Below are 17300 nucleotides of genomic sequence, written 5' to 3' on the forward strand. Positions count from 1 at the left end.
CTCAGAGAGCGGTTTTTTGTTTTAAACACTGTTCTATTTATAGCTTATCAGCATTCTCAGATAAGTAACTAGCCACACCATCAGGACTATCTACCATACCTTTTGAGCCTTCAGTCCAACCTGCTGGACAAACTTCACCATGTTCTTCATGGAAGTTTAAGGCGTCAACCATACGTAACATTTCATCGATATTACGGCCAAGAGGCAAGTCATTTACTACTTGATGACGAACTAAACCCGCTTCATCAATCAGGAAAGAGCCACGGAAAGCCACGCCTGCATCTGGATGCTCAACATCATAGGCTTGACAGATCTCATGTTTAACATCAGCAACCATAGTGTATTTTACTGGACCAATACCGCCATCATTAATAGCAGTATTACGCCAAGCGTTATGGGTAAATTGAGAATCGATTGAGACACCAATTACTTCAACACCACGCTTAACAAATTCTTCGTAGCGTTTATCAAAAGCGATTAACTCAGATGGACAAACAAAAGTGAAATCCAAAGGATAGAAAAACAAAACCGCTTTTTTACCTTTAATGGCTTCGCTTAGGGTAAAACTGTCAACAATCTCACCACTGCCAAGTACGGCTGCTGCAGTAAAATCTGGGGCTGGACGACTAACTAATACACTCATTAAATTCTCCTGTTTATGTAATTGAATGGATCACAATTTGATAATTATGTCTGTGAGACCAAATAATATTATAGATGCTACCAAGCATATGAGTGCGTTTGGATAAAAAACAATAGTTAGCTTAAAAAATTATGCTAGGAATGAGGATTAAAATTTAAAGCGTTTGTTTATTGCACAGCATTAATAAAAATAATGTTGAGATCTAATACTTGATCTTTATGTAAATAACAATTATTCTTATTTGCATACGGGTTATTGAGAAATTTTATGTACGTTTGTTTATGCCATGGCATCACAGATAAAGCGATTAAACAGGCTGTCTTAGAAGACGGTGTGGGTAATATGCGTCTGCTTAAACAAAAGTTAGGTGTTGGCACACAATGTGGTAAATGTGTACAAATGGCGCAAGCAATTATTGATAACACTATTATTGATGAGTCTTTGTTTAAAGAAGTTTGCTAATCCCCTTTTTCAAGTTATACCAATCCGTACAAATTAAAAAAGCCAGTCACATGACTGGCTTTTCGCATTTTAGGTAATCAATTCACCTTACTCGACAAAGCCCTCATTGGCTTTAACGGTTAAAGGATGATAACCCGCTTTAGCTTCAGCAAAGGCCTTCTGAGCCATAACTTTACCCTCTGAGGTTTGCGATAGTGCTTTATATAATGGTTTAACTAACTTGTTGCGACCAATAGACGTTAAATATTCATGCAATCGTTTAAAAGCTGGTTGATACCAATTGTTAACACTGATCAATAACCAGCTATGGGCAATCTCATTATTTTTGCTACTGGTTAAGGAAAATGCCTTATCTAAATCGGCGAGTTGCTCTTGGCTTAATTTTTCAGGCATGTTATTTAAAAAATACAACCATTGATGCACTACCCAACTTTCACTATCAATTTCATTAGCTTGAATTGAACCTGTTAACCAAGCATCTCTTTCTTGGTCTACCACACTAAAAGCATCAGATTCAGGAACCGGGGCATCATCGGGGATCCCCGCTTGAAAAATCCATTGTTCAATTCTTTGTTTTGACAACTTATCGCTGTGTTCTTTAAGTAATGTTTGTTCTAAATAACTAACAAATTGCTCTGTGGTGATACTTTTAAATGCAAATTTTTCAAAATAGCCTAATAAAAATTGGTCAAAGTTTTCTCTGCCCACTTTATTTTCTAATTCACGCAAAAATAATGCACCTTTTTCATAAGGAATATTACTGAAAACGTCATCAGGATCACGGCCTCTTAAATCAATGGCCATAATCTGGTCATTGGCAGGCAACGAATCAATATCTGCTTGCAAGTCTTGACGACCTAAAACAGCTTCCATTTCGAATCGTTCGTCTCCATAAACCATCTGCATAATTCGATAAGTTAAATAGGTGGTAAAACCTTCGTTTAACCAAAGGTCTCTCCACGTAGCGTTAGTGACTGTGTTACCAGACCAAGAATGAGCTAATTCATGGGCAATCAGCGACACTAAACTTTTATCCCCTGCAATCACAGTGGGGGTAATAAAAGATAATCTTGGATTTTCCATTCCACCAAAAGGGAAAGATGGAGGTAAAATCAATAAGTCGTATCTATCCCAGCTATAAGGTCCAAAGGCTTTTTCAGTGGCAATTAGCATAGACTCAGTATCAGCAAATTCAGCCGCAGCAGCGTCCAAAATACCTTTTTCAGAATACACCCCAGTGCGTTCACCCATTGATTTAAAGTGTAAGTCACCTACAGCTAACGCAATCAAGTATGACGGGATTGGTTGTGGCATAGAGAATTCATAAACCCCATCTCGTTCAGTGTCAGGATCGTTAGACGCACTCATTACTGCAAGTAATGCCTTAGGGGTACGAATAGTCGCGTCATAGGTCATTCTGACTTGAGGAGAGTCTTGTAGTGGAATAAAACTGCGAGCGTGGATAGCTTGTGCTTGTGTGAACAAAAACGGATGTTTTTTACCGGCTGTTTGCTCTGGTGTAAGCCACTGTACGCCAGATGCTTCGGGTGAGGTTTGATAACTAATCACCACACTATCTGCATCGGCTGGTATTTCAATGGTTAAGGCTGCCCCTAAAAATGAATCGCCGCTGGCTAAATCAAAATTAAGCTCTTTACCCATAGCTGTGACACTTTTTATAGTTAAATCACGTGTGTCTAATATCAACTGTTTTGCGTTCTTTTCTGCTCTTTGAAAATCTAACTGAGCGGTTCCCACTAAAACTTTTTTAGCAAAATCCACAGTCAAATCTAAGCTTAAGTGAGTCACTTTAATCGACTCTGGATTCGCAAAGGAATGATAATCCTTGCCGACTTGCATGGTACTTGTTGCCACTTCAGTAGCAGCTGCAGATTGCTCTATTTTAGGACTAGCAGTTGTCTTAGTTGTACTATTGTCGGAACAACCGCTAAGCATGGTTAAAGCCACAGCGCCAACAACAATGTATTTTGTAAACATGTTTTTACCTTATAGAAAGTACTTAGATAAAGTGTGGCATATTTAGCGCCACATAAAAATATGTAATACCAATTCACTGAATGTATTTTGTAATGACAAGTTGCCGAATATCAATGTATTCTTCGCTATGAAGTGGCGGTAAATAGGAAGTGAATCGGAGGTAAATAGATGGAAAAAATGCAAAGCATGGAAATATTTGACGAGGGTCTAGATGAGTTTTTAAACGAACTAAAAGATGTAAAACCGATCCAACAAATCGATACTGTGCCTACTAGTCATCAAAAAAACACTTTGGCTCAACAATTAAAAAGACAGGCAATAGAGTCCACCCAAAACCTTACGAATAACTACCTGAGCGTTGAAAAGGTCGAGCCTGTCGATCCATATGATCACATTAGTTTTAAGCAGGATGGTGTTCAACAGGGCGTTTTTAAAAATTTAAGATTAGGTAAATACAAAATTGATTTTGTTTTAAATCTACAACAAAATCAATTTGAACAGGCTAGAACCTCGCTTTTTAATCACATCATAGATAGTCACAAAAAAGGGGATCGTACTTTATTAATTAAACACGGCCTAGGTTTGCACAGTCAGCCATTTCCGGCACTTTTAAAAAGTTACCTGCATCAATGGTTACAACAAATGCCAGAGGTTATTGCATACCATACGGCACAGCCTAAACATGGTGGAAATAGTGCAGTGTATGCTTTATTGAAAAAGAACCAACAAGCAAAAGCCAATAACCGCGAGTTACATCGCCAAAAGTAGGACTAGTGAAACGAATGGAACTAAGAAAACTTATTAGATTTCAGAGTGTAATTTGATAACCGTTTCTGGGGGAGAGTCTGTAGAAAACTCAGTAAGAGTAGAAGATTTAGCCGAAGCGCTAAAAATAGCGGCAACAATGAGGAATATAACTGTCACTATTACACCAGCTAAACCAAAGCCTTTGTTTGAACGATTCATGAGCGTCTCTTATTATTTTTAATTTTTAATTTCATCAAACACATATTCATTTACACTTTGTTAACATGCAGAAGACGTACTCCCTGTCAACATGTGGCTAAATATTAATCACTATTTCACTGATATACAAGGGTTTTATTTTTTCTTTAATAAAAAACTTGAAATTATCAAAAATTTAAGATGACTGGAGTTGTAAATTTCCCAGTCATTAATAAAAGTCGACTTCAATAAATACTGGTTATAATTATCTGTTTACATTAAGCATAGATTGTATTTATTCGTAAAAGTTCATCTCTAGCCAAGATAAACTCTAGCGTTTCTAAACATACGCATCCACGCACTGTCTTCTTGCCAATCTTCTGGGTGCCAAGAGTTAGCAACAGTTCTAAACACTCTTTCAGGATGAGGCATCATAATGGTTGCCCTACCGTCACTACTGGTTAAACCTGCTATCCCAAGAGGTGAACCATTCGGGTTAGCGGGGTAGTTTTGAGTGACATGACCATAATTGTCGACGTATTGCAGGGAAACAGCGGCACTTTGTAAAGCCGTTAGCGCTCCCTGTTCGTTGGCAAACTCTGCTCGACCTTCACCGTGAGAAACCGCAATAGGCATTCTTGAGCCCTGCATTCCATCAAAAAATATCGACTTTGATGATTTGACTTCCAACATCGCGACCCGCGCTTCAAAACGTTCAGATTGATTGGTTACAAAATGTGGCCACAATTCGGCGCCAGGAATAAGTGATTTCAAATTAGACATCATCTGACAACCATTACACACACCCAGAGAGAACGAATCTTGGCGAGCAAAAAACTCAGCAAACTGGTCTCTGGCTTGATTGTTAAACAAAATAGATTTTGCCCAACCTTCTCCAGCACCTAACACGTCACCGTAAGAAAACCCGCCACAGGCGACTAAGCCTTTAAACATATCTAAAGACTGTTTACCCGATAACAAGTCACTCATATGTACATCTATCGCACTGAATCCTGCACGATCGAATGCAGCGGCCATTTCCACATGGGAGTTCACGCCTTGTTCTCGTAATATAGCGATACGCGGGGCGACACTTTTAAGAATATAGGGTGCAGCAACATCTTCAGTGACATCAAAACTTAAATTGGCATGTAAACCAGGATCTTTAACATCGGCTTTAGCAGCAAACTCTTGTTCGGCGCAACTTGGGTTATCTCTGCGTTTCTGCATTTGCAGCGTTGTTTGTGCCCAAGCTTGACGATAAAACACTCTGCTATTTTCAAGAACAACCTGTCCGTTTTGTTTGAAGACAATCTGGTCAGTGTTATTGAGGCTACCGATACTGTGTACCAAATGCTGGACTTTGTGCTTAGCAAAAACCTTTAATACCTGTTCTTTCTCAGTCGCTGAAATTTGAATAACTGCGCCTAGTTCCTCGTTGAATAATAATTCAATGGCCGAGCCGCTAAGTGCATCTAAATGAATATCCACACCTGTTTTACCAGCAAAAGCCATTTCCACTATAGAGGTAAACAAACCGCCGTCTGATCTATCGTGATAAGCCAATAAACGTTTTTCATTGACTAATTGCTGCACGGCTAAAAAGAACCCTTTTAATAGCGGAGCAGAATCTACATCTGGAGCCACATTACCTAACTGTTGGTATACTTGTGCCAAGCACGATGCACCTAGACGATTTTGTCCTTGGCCTAAGTCAATCAGTAATAATTCAGTTTCAGCTACTTTGGTGTTTAATTCTGGCGTTAAGGTCTTGCGAATATCCTTTACGGCACCAAAAGCAGTGATCACCAACGAAAGTGGTGATGTTACTGATTTATCACCTTGTTCATCCTGCCAAGTGGTTTTCATTGACATCGAATCTTTGCCCACAGGAATGGTGATATCCAAAGCTGGACATAACTCTTCACCCACGGCTTTGACGGCTTCATATAAACCTGCGTCTTCACCAGGATGCCCTGCAGCGGCCATCCAATTGGCCGATAAGTTGATCCGTTTTAAATCACCAATATCAGCTGCCGCTAAGTTAGTTAAGGCCTCACCAACCGCCATACGGGCAGATGCTGCATAATTAATTAATGCAATAGGGGTGCGCTCGCCCATAGACATAGCTTCACCTTGATAACTATCAAAGGAACTGGCTGTTACCGCTACATCAGCTACAGGTACTTGCCAAGGCCCGACCATTTGGTCTCTAGCGACCAAGCCTGTCACTGAACGATCACCAATAGTGATCAAAAAGGTTTTTTCGGCCACAGTGGGTAAATTCAACACTCGTTCTGCCGCTTCTGCTAGTTTCATGACACTAGTATCAACTGCTATCGAATCAAGTTTTTTAGAGATGACATCACGGTGCATTTTAGGGGTTTTACCTAACAATACTTCCAGAGGCATATCAATTGCGTTGTTCTCAAAATGTTGGTCACTGAGTGTCAGATGTTCTTCTTTAGTAGCCTCACCTACGACCGCAAAAGGCGCTCGTTCACGGCGACAAATTTCAGCAAAGGTAGCAAGGTTTTCCGGTGCAACTGACATCACATAACGTTCTTGTGACTCATTACACCAGACTTCTAAAGGTGACATTCCAGGTTCGTCGTTTGGCACATTGCGCAATTCAAACTTGCCACCCCGTCCGCCATCGCTCACTAACTCAGGGAAGGCGTTAGATAAACCACCAGCACCCACATCATGAATAAATTGGATAGGGTTTTCATCGCCCATCTGCCAACATTTATCAATCACTTCTTGGCAACGACGTTCCATTTCTGGGTTACCACGTTGCACCGATGCAAAATCTAAGTCTTCACTAGATTGGCCAGACGCCATAGACGAGGCAGCACCACCACCCAAACCTATATTCATTGCCGGGCCACCTAAAGCAATTAGCTTAGCCCCAACTGTGATTTCGCCTTTTTGGATATGTGATTTGCGAATATTACCCAAACCACCAGCGAGCATAATGGGTTTGTGATATCCCCTCACCTCTTCACCATTAAAACTTGTCACTTTTTGTTCGTAGGTTCTAAAGTAACCTAAAATACTGGGGCGACCGAATTCATTATTAAATGCCGCGCCTCCAAGAGGGCCATCCATCATAATGTCGAACGCGCTAACTATACGAGATGGCTTTCCAAAATCTGTTTCCCATGGTTGTTCAAATCCAGGAATACGTAGGTTAGACACAGAAAATCCGACTAAGCCGGCTTTAGGTTTAGAGCCTCTTCCGGTTGCGCCTTCGTCACGTATTTCACCACCAGAACCGGTAGCGGCGCCAGAAAACGGCGCAATAGCTGTGGGGTGATTATGGGTTTCGACTTTCATCAAAATATCGATGTCTTCATGATGATAGCGATATTCGTTACCCTGGGACTCTGGGAAAAAACGCCCTGCAAAACTACCTTCCATCACAGCAGCATTGTCTTTGTAGGCTGAATGGACGTTTTCACCGCACTGTTCATAAGTATTTTTAATCATTTTAAACAATGATTTAGGCTGTACTTGGCCGTCTATTGTCCAATCAGCGTTAAATATTTTGTGACGACAATGTTCAGAGTTTGCTTGAGCAAACATATACAATTCAACGTCATTTGGGTTGCGCCCCAAGCGACTGAAATTATCAAACAGATAATCCACTTCATCGTCCGCTAATGCTAATCCTAATCGAACATTGGCTTGTTCTAAGGCAGTTTTACCCTGACTGAGCATATCCACAGAAGTCAAAGCAGTAGGTTCACTTTGTACAAACAGCGACTCGGCAGCTTGGAAATCAGCCATAATCACTTCTGTCATTCTGTCGTGAAGTAATGCTTTTAATGCTGCTAATTGTGTTTCAGTTAAATCGCCTTGTTGAATTTGCAGATAATAAGCTACGCCTCTTTCCAAACGTTGCACTTTACCTAGACCACAGTTGTGCGCTATATCAGTGGATTTAGAGGACCAAGGTGAGATTGTACCAGGCCTAGGGGTCACTAAAAGTAGTGTACCTTCAGCTTGATGTTCTTGAATACTAGGGCCATAAGTTAACAACTTGGCCAATATTGAATGTTCTTGCTCACTAAGTGGCTCAGAAACCTTCACAAAATGTGCATATTCAGCATAAATACTAGATACTGGTAGGCCATGTTCGGCAAATTGAGCAAGATATTTTTCAATACGAAAATCGGATAAAGCAGGGGTACCGCGAAGCACTAACATAAAGCCGTTACCTATAGCAGAATTCACATATCATTTAAAATATGCGAATCGATGAATGAGGAATTTTAAGGCGCGGATTATAGGGTAATTTAACTACATTTATAAGCATCAGTTTGGCTAAAAACTTAGTTTTATTTGTTTTAATTCATAACTTTGCTTACTTTGCCATATGACCAAACAGTCTACTTTTGTTAGACTTGCGTATAAACAAAGCACTGGATGAAATCCAATAATTTGTTCACAATAGGATCTTATATAAAATACTACCTAAATGAGGGAATAATTATTCGTTTACAGCGCAGTCTCATTTTGTTCCTAATACTGATAATTGGTGGTTGTAATGACATCAAACATTCTTCCAGCTTGGGCGACATATTAGATGCTGGAATATTAAAAGTTGGAACCACCTATGGGCTAACCACCTATTACAATGGTGCCACTGGGCCTGTTGGCTTTGAATATGAACTGGCTGAAGGTTTTGCTGCTTACCTTGGTGTAAAACTTGAAGTGTTCCCATACTACAATTTGGATGATTTATTTCCGCAATTATCAAACGCCCACCTAGATATGATTGCAGCAGGCATGAGTGTCAGCCCCGAACGATATCAAAGATTCAAATTTGGCCCCGGGTACCAGCGTGTCAGTGAAAAACTGGTATTCAAGCAAGGTAAAGAATGGCCACGAACAATTGAAGATTTAAAAGGTAAATTAGTTATAGCTGCTGGCAGTAGCCATCATGAATCTCTTCTTAAATTGCAAAAGGAGTTTGAGCAACTGAGTTGGCAAGAAACCAACGACAGTGATATGGAAGAGCTGCTAGAAATGGTGTTGACCGAAGAACTTGACTACACCATAGCCGACTCTAACATTTTGGCCTTAATGCGCCGCCGTTATCCTGAACTATCTATAGGTTTTTCCATCAGCCCTGAACAAGATATTGCTTGGGCAGTCAATAAAGATAGAGATGATTCATTGTTGGCAGCTCTGATTGAATATTTTGGCATTATCCAAAACAATGGCACTTTAGCTGCGTTAGAAGACAAATATTTTGGACATGTAAGACTATTTAATTATGTTGATACTAGGGCGTTTATAAAATCTTCAAGAGAAGTTCTGCCCAAATTTCAACCTTGGTTTGAGCAATATTCGAATGATCTAGACTGGCGTTTATTGGCCGCCATGAGTTATCAAGAAAGTCACTGGCATCCCAAAGCTAAATCTGTCACAGGTGTGCGCGGCATGATGATGCTAACACTGGCCACAGCTAAGGAGCTAGGCATAGTGTCTCGACTGGATCCTGAGCAAAGTATTAAAGGTGGTGCAAACTACCTAACTAAACTACTTAAACGTATCCCAGATCGCATTACCCACCCCGACCGTTTATGGTTTGCACTGGCGGCATACAACGTGGGATTGGGGCATTTAGAAGATGCAAGAGTATTAACAGATCGCCAAGGGGCCAACCCTGACATGTGGGTAGACGTAAAAATACGGCTACTCCAGCTAAGACAAAAAAAATATTATAAAACAACTCGTTACGGCTATGCCCGAGGCAATGAAGCCGTCGCATATGTCGATAACATCAGGCGTTACTACGACACTCTGGTGTGGTTAGACGAACAACAACCGCAAATTTTAGAGCCTGAAATTACACCGGATGAAACGGAACAAGAAGTTGAAGTAGTGGCTGATTAGCCACTACTCACACCCAGCATATCCTGAATGCGCGTTGCGGATATTCGGGATCAGCTTCCTCATTGTCGTCTGCACCTAATATCGTATATTGCACATTAGTGCAGCCAGCAAAGGTTTCTGGCACTTCAACAACAGGGGCTCTTCAATCGTTATCGATGCAGCATCTTGATCAGAACTGCCCTCACAGGAGGACAACAAGACTAATATAGTCACAGCCATGCTTTTTGTTATTCAAAGGGAATTCCAACAGAACCACACACCTATAGCTCTTAGCCTATAAAAATTATAAATTTATTCAGCTTAATAACGACACAAAATGAAGATTTCACTATCAACTATGGGCGACGTAATAACAATAACATGTAGATAAAAGAACTTAGATAGCGCTTAAAATTTGCACTGTCATAAATTCTTAATAAAGATAACTTATATTGATTGAAACTTTAATAGATTTTGTAGAGTCTATATACCCAATTAAATAGGAGTTCATAATGAAAAAACGTACCACAAACATTAATAGAAACCGCTTAGGTAGCAACAGTCGAAGGCGCCAACTGCTAAAACGTGTTCATCAAAAAGTGATATCTCGTCGCCAAAATTTTCAAATAATAGAGGCAACAGAAGAATTAGCACAAGCCTGCTAAGCCAAGATATTAATCTTTATTCCTAGAAGATTTTTTTTGTTCCCTGCGCATTTTAAAAAACGCTGATAATTTATCACCACACTCTTGTGCTAATACGCCACCAATCACTTCAACATGATGATTCATTCGAGGATCACCTAGTAAGTCGAACAAACTTCCTACGGCCCCTGTTTTAAAATCTGACGCTGCAAAAACCAAACGCTGAATACGACTGTGGATCAATAATCCTGCACACATAGTGCAAGGCTCAAGTGTTACGTACAAACAACTGTTAACTAACCGATAATTCTGCATGTTTTTCCCAGCATCACGGATCGCCATCATCTCTGCGTGTGCAGAGGGATCATGCAAACTAATGGGTTGATTCCAGCCTTCTCCAATAATCTGATTATCTTTGACCAGCACTGCACCCACAGGAATTTCACCTTGCTGCTGCGCGTTGTCTGCCAAAGATAAGGCGTGGCGCATCCAATATTCGTCTTGTTCAGTACTCAATGGTTGTATTTCTCTACTTTTGGTTAATTAGCTCACTTAATTGGCCATTTTCGCCAAACCATAAAGTCAAAATATTACTAAAACATCATAACTAGATGATAAGTATAGCTTTTAAATTATGGTCAATTATTTGCTTTGTTATTGGCATAAGCATAAACTTTTTATAAATCGTATCAAGGCAAAGGGGATAAAACATGAATATGACAGCCATCGCAATAGTCGCTTTAGTTTGTTGGGCAATAGTTGAACTGGTAAATGGACCAAAAGGCAAAAAGAAGGATAAAAAAGAAGTCGACCAGGTCAATCTAACTAATGATTTAGAACGTGAAGTGACTGCTATGCGTGAACGCATTGAAACCCTAGAAAAAATCGTTACTGACGAAAAATATGATCTAAATCGTCAATTTGATGATTTAAAAAAAGATAAAGTGGCCTAGTCGCAACTTTTAGATTGTTCAAACTGGATGATTTTAAGTACATAGAGTTTGTAACTAAACGATTAATTTTTATTTGTATTCGGAAAAAATGAGGTAACAAACTTACCTCATTTTTCTGAGATGAGCACAAGCATACATATTCAGAAATTTGTTTTGCTCTGCTTTAGATAAATTGACTAATCTAGCCTGTAAATAATCAGTAGCAGCCTTGGTATACGCATCAGTCTCAAGGCCTTCTGTAGCAATCCTGTTGTTATCACTGCTTAGCATTTCTGCCGCAACTGGCCCAGTTGAAAAACAGTTGTATCCCTGCAGTATTTCTTGATCTATGTGTGCAGCCACTTCTTTTGCGTTGCTAAACTCAGCGGCTAATACTTCACCAAAATGAATATGTACCCTACCCTTTTGACCGGTAATACCATTAACTATGCTTCTAACATCTTCATTATCTGGCTTGTCATAACTACCTTCACGTTCAACTTGTTGAAGTTCTTTGGCTTTATTGATATCGCAGGGATCAAACTCATAGGATATGGATACAGGCACAATACGTAAGTTTCGAATGTATTCTGAAAACTCAACATCTTTAGATTTATTTAATGCCAACATCGACAAAATAGCGGGATTAGTGATGTCATTACCGTCTTTTGCACGCCCTTCTCTTTGCGCTATCCAAATATGCTGTTGTTCAGTATTTAAGGTGAATTCAATATATTCACTTAATAACTTGGCTGCAGCTAGTTTCTCACGTCTGTCAGAGGCAGAGCGTTTCACGATAAAACACTTATTTAATCTTATAAGATCGGCAACCCATTCTTTTTTAAGTAAATTATCACCTACAGCAATACGTACAGTATCTTGCCCATTGACGTGTAGCGCCCAGTTCACAAAAGCAGGATCTAAGGCAATATCACGATGATTGCTCATAAACAAACAGGCTTGAGATAAATCCAGTTTGTCTAAGCCACTAACAGTAAAGGACTCTGTAGTAGTACTGATCATTCGCTCCATATAAGGTTCAACTAAGTGTTGAAAGCTTCTAAGCGTAGTAATTTTACTTATTTGTTTGATGATAAAATGACGGGTAACAAAACCTAAAGCCGGACGCATAAAGCGCGGCCAAGCACTAAATTTGAAAGCGACTATGCTATTGATAAATTCTTTATTATTAAAAAGCTTAGGTAAAACAACAGATAAATCTGCGTCGTCAAAGGGCCGAATTGAATCAAACTTAGTAGGCATATTGTTTTTATTGTCTCTACTGTAAAATAGGCGGCATATTTTGCCGTCTATTGTGCCAGTCGGCAAATGATTTAGTAATGGTCTGCGCAGTAAACTGCGAAGCGATTAATAGCTATTTATTCTTCATTTAATTGCAAGGCTTGCCAGTTTACTTCCACTTGCTCATTCTCAGCGGCGATAAATGCGGATTCTCCACTTAAGGTGACTGAGAAGTCCATTTTACGGACAAGCAAACCACTCAACCCTTGGATCTCTTGCCAATCAAAACTGAGCACATTCACTGGCAAGGAACTAAATTGGGTTTGTGACTGTTTCCACCATGCATTAGATTTTGAATTAAAACTGTATACATAAGTTTGTTTCGATAAACGGCAGCTTTTTTTGATCCGCTCAAAACTGGGTTCACCAACATCTATCCATAAGTGAAGTTGATCATCTAAACCTCGCAACCAAATATCAGGTTCGTCAATTGCACTTAAACCTTTAGTAAAGGTCATTAGGTTCTCGTGGTCTTGATAGGCATGTAAACAAAACACTAAAACCCGCACCATCATCCGTTCTTTGGTTTCTGATGGATGTAATGCAACGGTTAAATTAAGGGTATCAAAATAATCATGGTTAAGATCAGATACAGATAATTTGAATTTATAAATGGTTGGCTTTAAAGCCATAGGTTGATATGTCCATAGTAGTAGTGCTGACTATTTGTGCCTGCCCTATTGGGATAATTTCATTTCAATAAGCGAAGCTTGAAAGCCTAACTTCTTGTATGCATTCAGTGCTGGGATGTTGTCTGCGTATGCTTCAAGGTAAAAGTCCCGCATACCTTGATCTTTACCCCATTGAATCAAGGTTTCAATAACCATTTGATTAATGCCTTGGCCTCTGTGGCTTGGCGCAACATACATAAACCCAAGATAGGTATGTAGTTCATGGTTTAAATGTGCTTTAGATTGTTTGATACGAGCATAACCCGAGCCCACAATCACGCCGTTATCTTCAGCTACCACTACATTAGAATTTTCGCTATCAATTAACGCCCCAATATCGTAATAACAAATATTTTGCGACTTTAAACAATCATTAAAAGGCCGCTCTGTAGCGATAATCCCTTGTTCAAAGCCTTTCAATACTGGCAAGTCTGCTTGTACTGCAGCTCTTATTGTTATGTTACTCATAGGGCGTTTTGCCTTCTCTACTTAACGATTCAACTAAGGTGTGTTGACCTTTCATAGGTCGTCTTTTGATCAAAGTCCAACACACCTTACTATATTATTCCCACTCTATGGTAGCCGGTGGTTTACCTGATATATCGTAAACCACACGAGAAATCCCATCAATTTCATTGATAATACGATTCGATACTTTACCTAAAAAGTCATAAGGTAAATGTGCCCAGTGAGCTGTCATAAAGTCTATAGTTTCTACAGCTCTTAATGACACCACCCAATCGTACTTACGTACGTCACCCATTACACCAACAGATTTAACAGGTAAAAAGACCGTAAATGCTTGGCTGACTTTTTGGTACAAATCAGCTGCATGTAATTCATCAATAAAAATCGCATCGGCACGACGTAACAAATCACAATATTCTTTTTTCACTTCACCTAAAACCCGTACGCCCAAACCCGGCCCAGGGAAAGGATGACGATATAACATGTCGTAGGGTAAACCTAATTCTAAACCAATTTTGCGCACTTCATCTTTAAACAATTCACGCAGTGGTTCCACTAGCCCCATTTTCATATCTGCAGGCAATCCTCCCACGTTGTGATGAGATTTAATCACATGGGCTTTACCTGTGGCTGAAGCTGCAGACTCGATAACGTCAGGATAAATAGTGCCTTGTGCTAACCATTTGGCATCGACTAACTTTTTCGACTCTTCATCAAATACCTCAACAAAGATACGCCCAATAATTTTACGTTTAGCCTCAGGTTCATCTGTTCCAGCTAGAGCATCTAGAAATCTATCTTCAGCTTCAATTTTGCGAATATTCAAACCAAAGTGATCGCCAAACATGTCCATTACTTGCTGGCCTTCATTAAGACGCAACAAACCGTTATCAACAAATACACAAGTGAGGTTTTTACCAATAGCTCGATGTAACAGCATAGCCACAACAGAAGAATCGACACCGCCTGACAAACCCAGAATAACTTGGTCATCACCGATTTGTTTTTTCATTTTCTCGATGGCATTTTCGATAATGGCTGCTGGTGTCCACAGTTTCTCACAACCACATATGTCTAAAACAAAGTGCGATAAAATGCGCTCACCTTGGCGAGTGTGGGTGACTTCAGGGTGAAATTGCACACCGTAGAATTGTTTTTCTTTATTCACAAACGCAGCAAATGGGCAGCTATCCGTCTTCGCCGTGGTTACAAACCCTGGAGGAGCAGCGCTGACCTTATCGCCGTGGCTCATCCACACATCAAGTAAGGCATTACCATTGGCACCTACGTGATCTTCAATGTTATTTAACAACGCCATGTCAGCAATCACTTCGACTTGAGCATAGCCAAATTCACGCTTATTTGAGCCTTGAACCGCACCGCCAAGTTGTTCAGCCATGACCTGCATGCCATAACAAATACCGAATACAGGCACACCTGCTTGATATACATACTCTGGCGCTCTAGGGGAGTTTTCGGCATGCACTGACTCAGGGCCACCAGATAAAATAATACCATTGGGGTTAAATTCACGAATTTGTTCTTCACTGACATCCCATGCCCAAAGTTCACAATAAACGCCAATTTCACGGACTCGACGTGCAATTAATTGAGTGTATTGCGATCCAAAATCGAGGATCAAAATACGTTGGTCATGGATATCTAAGCTCATTTGGTTACTCTTATAAAAATAAAATGTGAACGCCATTTGACCGGCAAACAGCGTTCATTTGAAATAAAGCACTTACCCTAGGCGGTAGTTTGGTGCTTCTTTGGTAATACTCACATCATGCACATGGGACTCACCCATACCAGCTGCAGTCACTTTGACAAACTGTGATTTAGTGCGTAACTCTTCAATAGTTGCGCACCCCGTCAATCCCATCGCGGAGCGCAAGCCACCCATTTGTTGGTGAATAATGTTGGAGATTGGGCCTTTATAGGCCACGCGGCCTTCTATGCCTTCAGGAACAAGTTTTTCTGCACTTTTACTGTCTTGGAAATATCGATCAGAAGAACCATTACTTTGGTCCATTGCCCCCAAAGAGCCCATACCACGATAGGATTTATAATAGCGACCTTGGTATAATTCAACTTCACCCGGCGCCTCTTCGGTTCCTGCCAGCAAACTACCAACCATCACACAGCTCGCGCCCGCAGCCAAAGCCTTTGCAATATCACCAGAAAAGCGAATACCGCCATCAGCAATCACCGGCACATCGGTACCTTTTAAGGCGTCAACCGCATCTGATACTGCAGTTATTTGCGGAACACCACAACCAGTTACAATTCGAGTGGTACATATTGACCCAGGGCCTATACCGACTTTAACTGCATCAACACCGGCATCAGCTAGAGCTTTAGCGCCTGCACCAGTTGCGACATTACCTGCAATTAGCTGCACGTCTGGATAGTCTTTACGTACCTTAGTGACACGGTCAATTACACCTTGAGAATGACCGTGAGAGGTATCAATCAGTAACACGTCAACACCAGCCTCGATTAGAGCTTTGATACGTTCATCGGTCCCAGGACCAACACTAACCGCTGCACCTACACGTAAGCGACCCAACTCATCTTTACAAGCATTAGGTTTACTTTCTGCTTTTTGAAAATCTTTAACGGTGATCATGCCAGTTAGTTTAAATGCATCGTCTACCACTAGAATTTTTTCTATACGGTGTTCATGCATTAACTCAAGCACTTGTTCTGAGGAGGCGCCTTCTTTGATTGTAACTAAGTCATTTTTCTTTGTCATAACGCTGGAAATAGGTTGTTCTAAACTGTTTTCAAAACGTAAATCACGGCCAGTTACAATACCTATAAGGTTATTATCTTCATCTACTACAGGAAAACCAGAAAAGCCGTGTCTTTTACTCAAGGCATTAATTTCGCCAATGGTAGCGCTGGGCAGAACAGTAACTGGGTCAGACACCACGCCACTTTCGTATTTTTTCACCGTACGTACATGTTCTGCCTGCTGTTCTGGCGTCATGTTTTTATGAATAAATCCAATACCGCCTTCTTGCGCTAACGCAATAGCTAAACGCGCTTCGGAAACTGTGTCCATTGCGGCAGAAACTAGGGGAATATTTAAACTTACACCACGAGTCAATCTTGTATTAAGATTGGCGGTATGAGGGAGAACAGTTGAGTGCCCTGGCACCAACAAAACATCGTCAAACGTAAGGGCTTCTTTCGCGATCCTTAACATGCAATATCACCTATAAATGCGGATTTAATTGCGGCGCAATTCTAACGGCTTTAGGCATATCAGTCTAGATATATATCAGAATTGCGAGTAAATCAGGTAAACTAATTGGCAATGTTATATTAGAGAACCCTGCAA

General features: G+C 40.4%; 15 protein-coding genes. 5 read left to right on the forward strand and 10 right to left on the reverse strand.

What is annotated here, in order from left to right; genetic code table 11:
- Positions 1–37: 37 nt before the first annotated feature.
- Positions 38–643, reverse strand: coding sequence for a peroxiredoxin C (locus tag GARC_RS18945; protein ID WP_007623267.1), 606 nt, complete (start codon positions 641–643; stop codon positions 38–40).
- Between the two features lie 267 nt (positions 644–910).
- On the opposite strand from GARC_RS18945, the gene GARC_RS18950 reads away from it, so the two are divergent.
- On the forward strand, positions 911–1105 hold the full coding sequence (locus GARC_RS18950) for a bacterioferritin-associated ferredoxin (RefSeq protein ID WP_007623270.1): 195 nt from the start codon (positions 911–913) through the stop codon (positions 1103–1105).
- Between the two features lie 87 nt (positions 1106–1192).
- Here GARC_RS18950 and GARC_RS18955 read toward each other — a convergent pair whose 3' ends face one another.
- A complete protein-coding gene (locus GARC_RS18955; RefSeq protein ID WP_007623272.1) occupies positions 1193–3103 on the reverse strand; it encodes a M1 family metallopeptidase in 1911 nt (636 codons plus the stop codon).
- Between the two features lie 168 nt (positions 3104–3271).
- Here GARC_RS18955 and smrA point away from each other — a divergent pair, with 168 nt between their 5' ends.
- Positions 3272–3871 carry a DNA endonuclease SmrA gene (gene smrA, locus GARC_RS18960; protein WP_007623278.1) on the forward strand — a complete coding sequence of 200 codons (600 nt, stop codon included), beginning with the start codon at positions 3272–3274 and terminating at the stop codon, positions 3869–3871.
- A gap of 33 nt (positions 3872–3904) precedes the next feature.
- Here the strand turns inward: smrA and GARC_RS26950 are convergent, their stop codons facing one another.
- Both GARC_RS26950 and purL read right to left on the reverse strand, forming a co-directional pair.
- A complete protein-coding gene (locus GARC_RS26950; RefSeq protein WP_007623280.1) occupies positions 3905–4069 on the reverse strand; it encodes a hypothetical protein in 165 nt (54 codons plus the stop codon).
- A gap of 294 nt (positions 4070–4363) precedes the next feature.
- The gene (gene purL, locus GARC_RS18965; protein ID WP_007623282.1) at positions 4364–8260 is read right to left on the reverse strand and encodes a phosphoribosylformylglycinamidine synthase; all 3897 of its coding nucleotides are present in this window, start codon (positions 8258–8260) and stop codon (positions 4364–4366) included.
- Positions 8261–8479: 219 nt separating this feature from the next.
- Here purL and mltF point away from each other — a divergent pair, with 219 nt between their 5' ends.
- Both mltF and GARC_RS27050 read left to right on the forward strand, forming a co-directional pair.
- Complete coding sequence (gene mltF, locus GARC_RS18970; RefSeq protein ID WP_226989225.1) at positions 8480–9955, forward strand: membrane-bound lytic murein transglycosylase MltF; 1476 nt, start codon at positions 8480–8482, stop codon at positions 9953–9955.
- A gap of 491 nt (positions 9956–10446) precedes the next feature.
- Complete coding sequence (locus GARC_RS27050) at positions 10447–10599, forward strand: hypothetical protein (protein ID WP_007623294.1); 153 nt, start codon at positions 10447–10449, stop codon at positions 10597–10599.
- 9 nt (positions 10600–10608) lie between these two features.
- Here the strand turns inward: GARC_RS27050 and tadA are convergent, their stop codons facing one another.
- Positions 10609–11094, reverse strand: a complete 486-nt coding sequence (tadA, locus tag GARC_RS18975) for a tRNA adenosine(34) deaminase TadA (RefSeq protein ID WP_007623296.1) — start codon at positions 11092–11094, stop codon at positions 10609–10611.
- Between the two features lie 194 nt (positions 11095–11288).
- On the opposite strand from tadA, the gene GARC_RS18980 reads away from it, so the two are divergent.
- On the forward strand, positions 11289–11531 hold the full coding sequence (locus tag GARC_RS18980; RefSeq protein ID WP_039990076.1) for a hypothetical protein: 243 nt from the start codon (positions 11289–11291) through the stop codon (positions 11529–11531).
- A 102-nt stretch (positions 11532–11633) separates the two neighbouring features.
- Here GARC_RS18980 and GARC_RS18985 read toward each other — a convergent pair whose 3' ends face one another.
- From GARC_RS18985 to guaB, 5 genes are all read right to left on the reverse strand, one after another.
- Entirely contained in the window at positions 11634–12773 is a 1140-nt protein-coding gene (locus GARC_RS18985) for a 1-acyl-sn-glycerol-3-phosphate acyltransferase (protein ID WP_007623300.1), read from the reverse strand.
- A gap of 116 nt (positions 12774–12889) precedes the next feature.
- The gene (locus GARC_RS18990) at positions 12890–13444 is read right to left on the reverse strand and encodes a YaeQ family protein (protein ID WP_007623302.1); all 555 of its coding nucleotides are present in this window, start codon (positions 13442–13444) and stop codon (positions 12890–12892) included.
- Between the two features lie 45 nt (positions 13445–13489).
- Positions 13490–13951, reverse strand: coding sequence for a GNAT family N-acetyltransferase (locus GARC_RS18995; RefSeq protein ID WP_007623303.1), 462 nt, complete (start codon positions 13949–13951; stop codon positions 13490–13492).
- Between the two features lie 94 nt (positions 13952–14045).
- Positions 14046–15623 (reverse strand): glutamine-hydrolyzing GMP synthase, encoded by a 1578-nt coding sequence (gene guaA / locus GARC_RS19000; protein ID WP_007623304.1) that lies wholly within the window; start codon positions 15621–15623, stop codon positions 14046–14048.
- 72 nt (positions 15624–15695) lie between these two features.
- Positions 15696–17165, reverse strand: coding sequence for an IMP dehydrogenase (guaB, locus tag GARC_RS19005; RefSeq protein WP_007623305.1), 1470 nt, complete (start codon positions 17163–17165; stop codon positions 15696–15698).
- Positions 17166–17300 lie beyond the last annotated feature (135 nt).

Origin of the sequence: Paraglaciecola arctica BSs20135, from assembly GCF_000314995.1 — a bacterium.
Taxonomy (GTDB): domain Bacteria; phylum Pseudomonadota; class Gammaproteobacteria; order Enterobacterales; family Alteromonadaceae; genus Paraglaciecola; species Paraglaciecola arctica.

Excerpts from the sequence above, each read along its gene's own strand:
- GARC_RS26950 (WP_007623280.1), bottom strand. The coding sequence starts at position 4,069 with ATGAATCGTTCAAACAAAGGCTTTGGTTTAGCTGGTGTAATAGTGACA.
- guaA (WP_007623304.1), bottom strand. The coding sequence starts at position 15,623 with ATGAGCTTAGATATCCATGACCAACGTATTTTGATCCTCGATTTTGGA.
- GARC_RS18955 (WP_007623272.1), bottom strand. The coding sequence starts at position 3,103 with ATGTTTACAAAATACATTGTTGTTGGCGCTGTGGCTTTAACCATGCTT.
- GARC_RS18990 (WP_007623302.1), bottom strand. The coding sequence starts at position 13,444 with ATGGCTTTAAAGCCAACCATTTATAAATTCAAATTATCTGTATCTGAT.
- GARC_RS27050 (WP_007623294.1), top strand. The coding sequence starts at position 10,447 with ATGAAAAAACGTACCACAAACATTAATAGAAACCGCTTAGGTAGCAAC.
- smrA (WP_007623278.1), top strand. The coding sequence starts at position 3,272 with ATGGAAAAAATGCAAAGCATGGAAATATTTGACGAGGGTCTAGATGAG.
- GARC_RS18980 (WP_039990076.1), top strand. The coding sequence starts at position 11,289 with ATGAATATGACAGCCATCGCAATAGTCGCTTTAGTTTGTTGGGCAATA.
- GARC_RS18950 (WP_007623270.1), top strand. The coding sequence starts at position 911 with ATGTACGTTTGTTTATGCCATGGCATCACAGATAAAGCGATTAAACAG.
- guaB (WP_007623305.1), bottom strand. The coding sequence starts at position 17,165 with ATGTTAAGGATCGCGAAAGAAGCCCTTACGTTTGACGATGTTTTGTTG.
- GARC_RS18945 (WP_007623267.1), bottom strand. The coding sequence starts at position 643 with ATGAGTGTATTAGTTAGTCGTCCAGCCCCAGATTTTACTGCAGCAGCC.
- purL (WP_007623282.1), bottom strand. The coding sequence starts at position 8,260 with ATGTTAGTGCTTCGCGGTACCCCTGCTTTATCCGATTTTCGTATTGAA.
- mltF (WP_226989225.1), top strand. The coding sequence starts at position 8,480 with ATGAAATCCAATAATTTGTTCACAATAGGATCTTATATAAAATACTAC.
- GARC_RS18995 (WP_007623303.1), bottom strand. The coding sequence starts at position 13,951 with ATGAGTAACATAACAATAAGAGCTGCAGTACAAGCAGACTTGCCAGTA.
- GARC_RS18985 (WP_007623300.1), bottom strand. The coding sequence starts at position 12,773 with ATGCCTACTAAGTTTGATTCAATTCGGCCCTTTGACGACGCAGATTTA.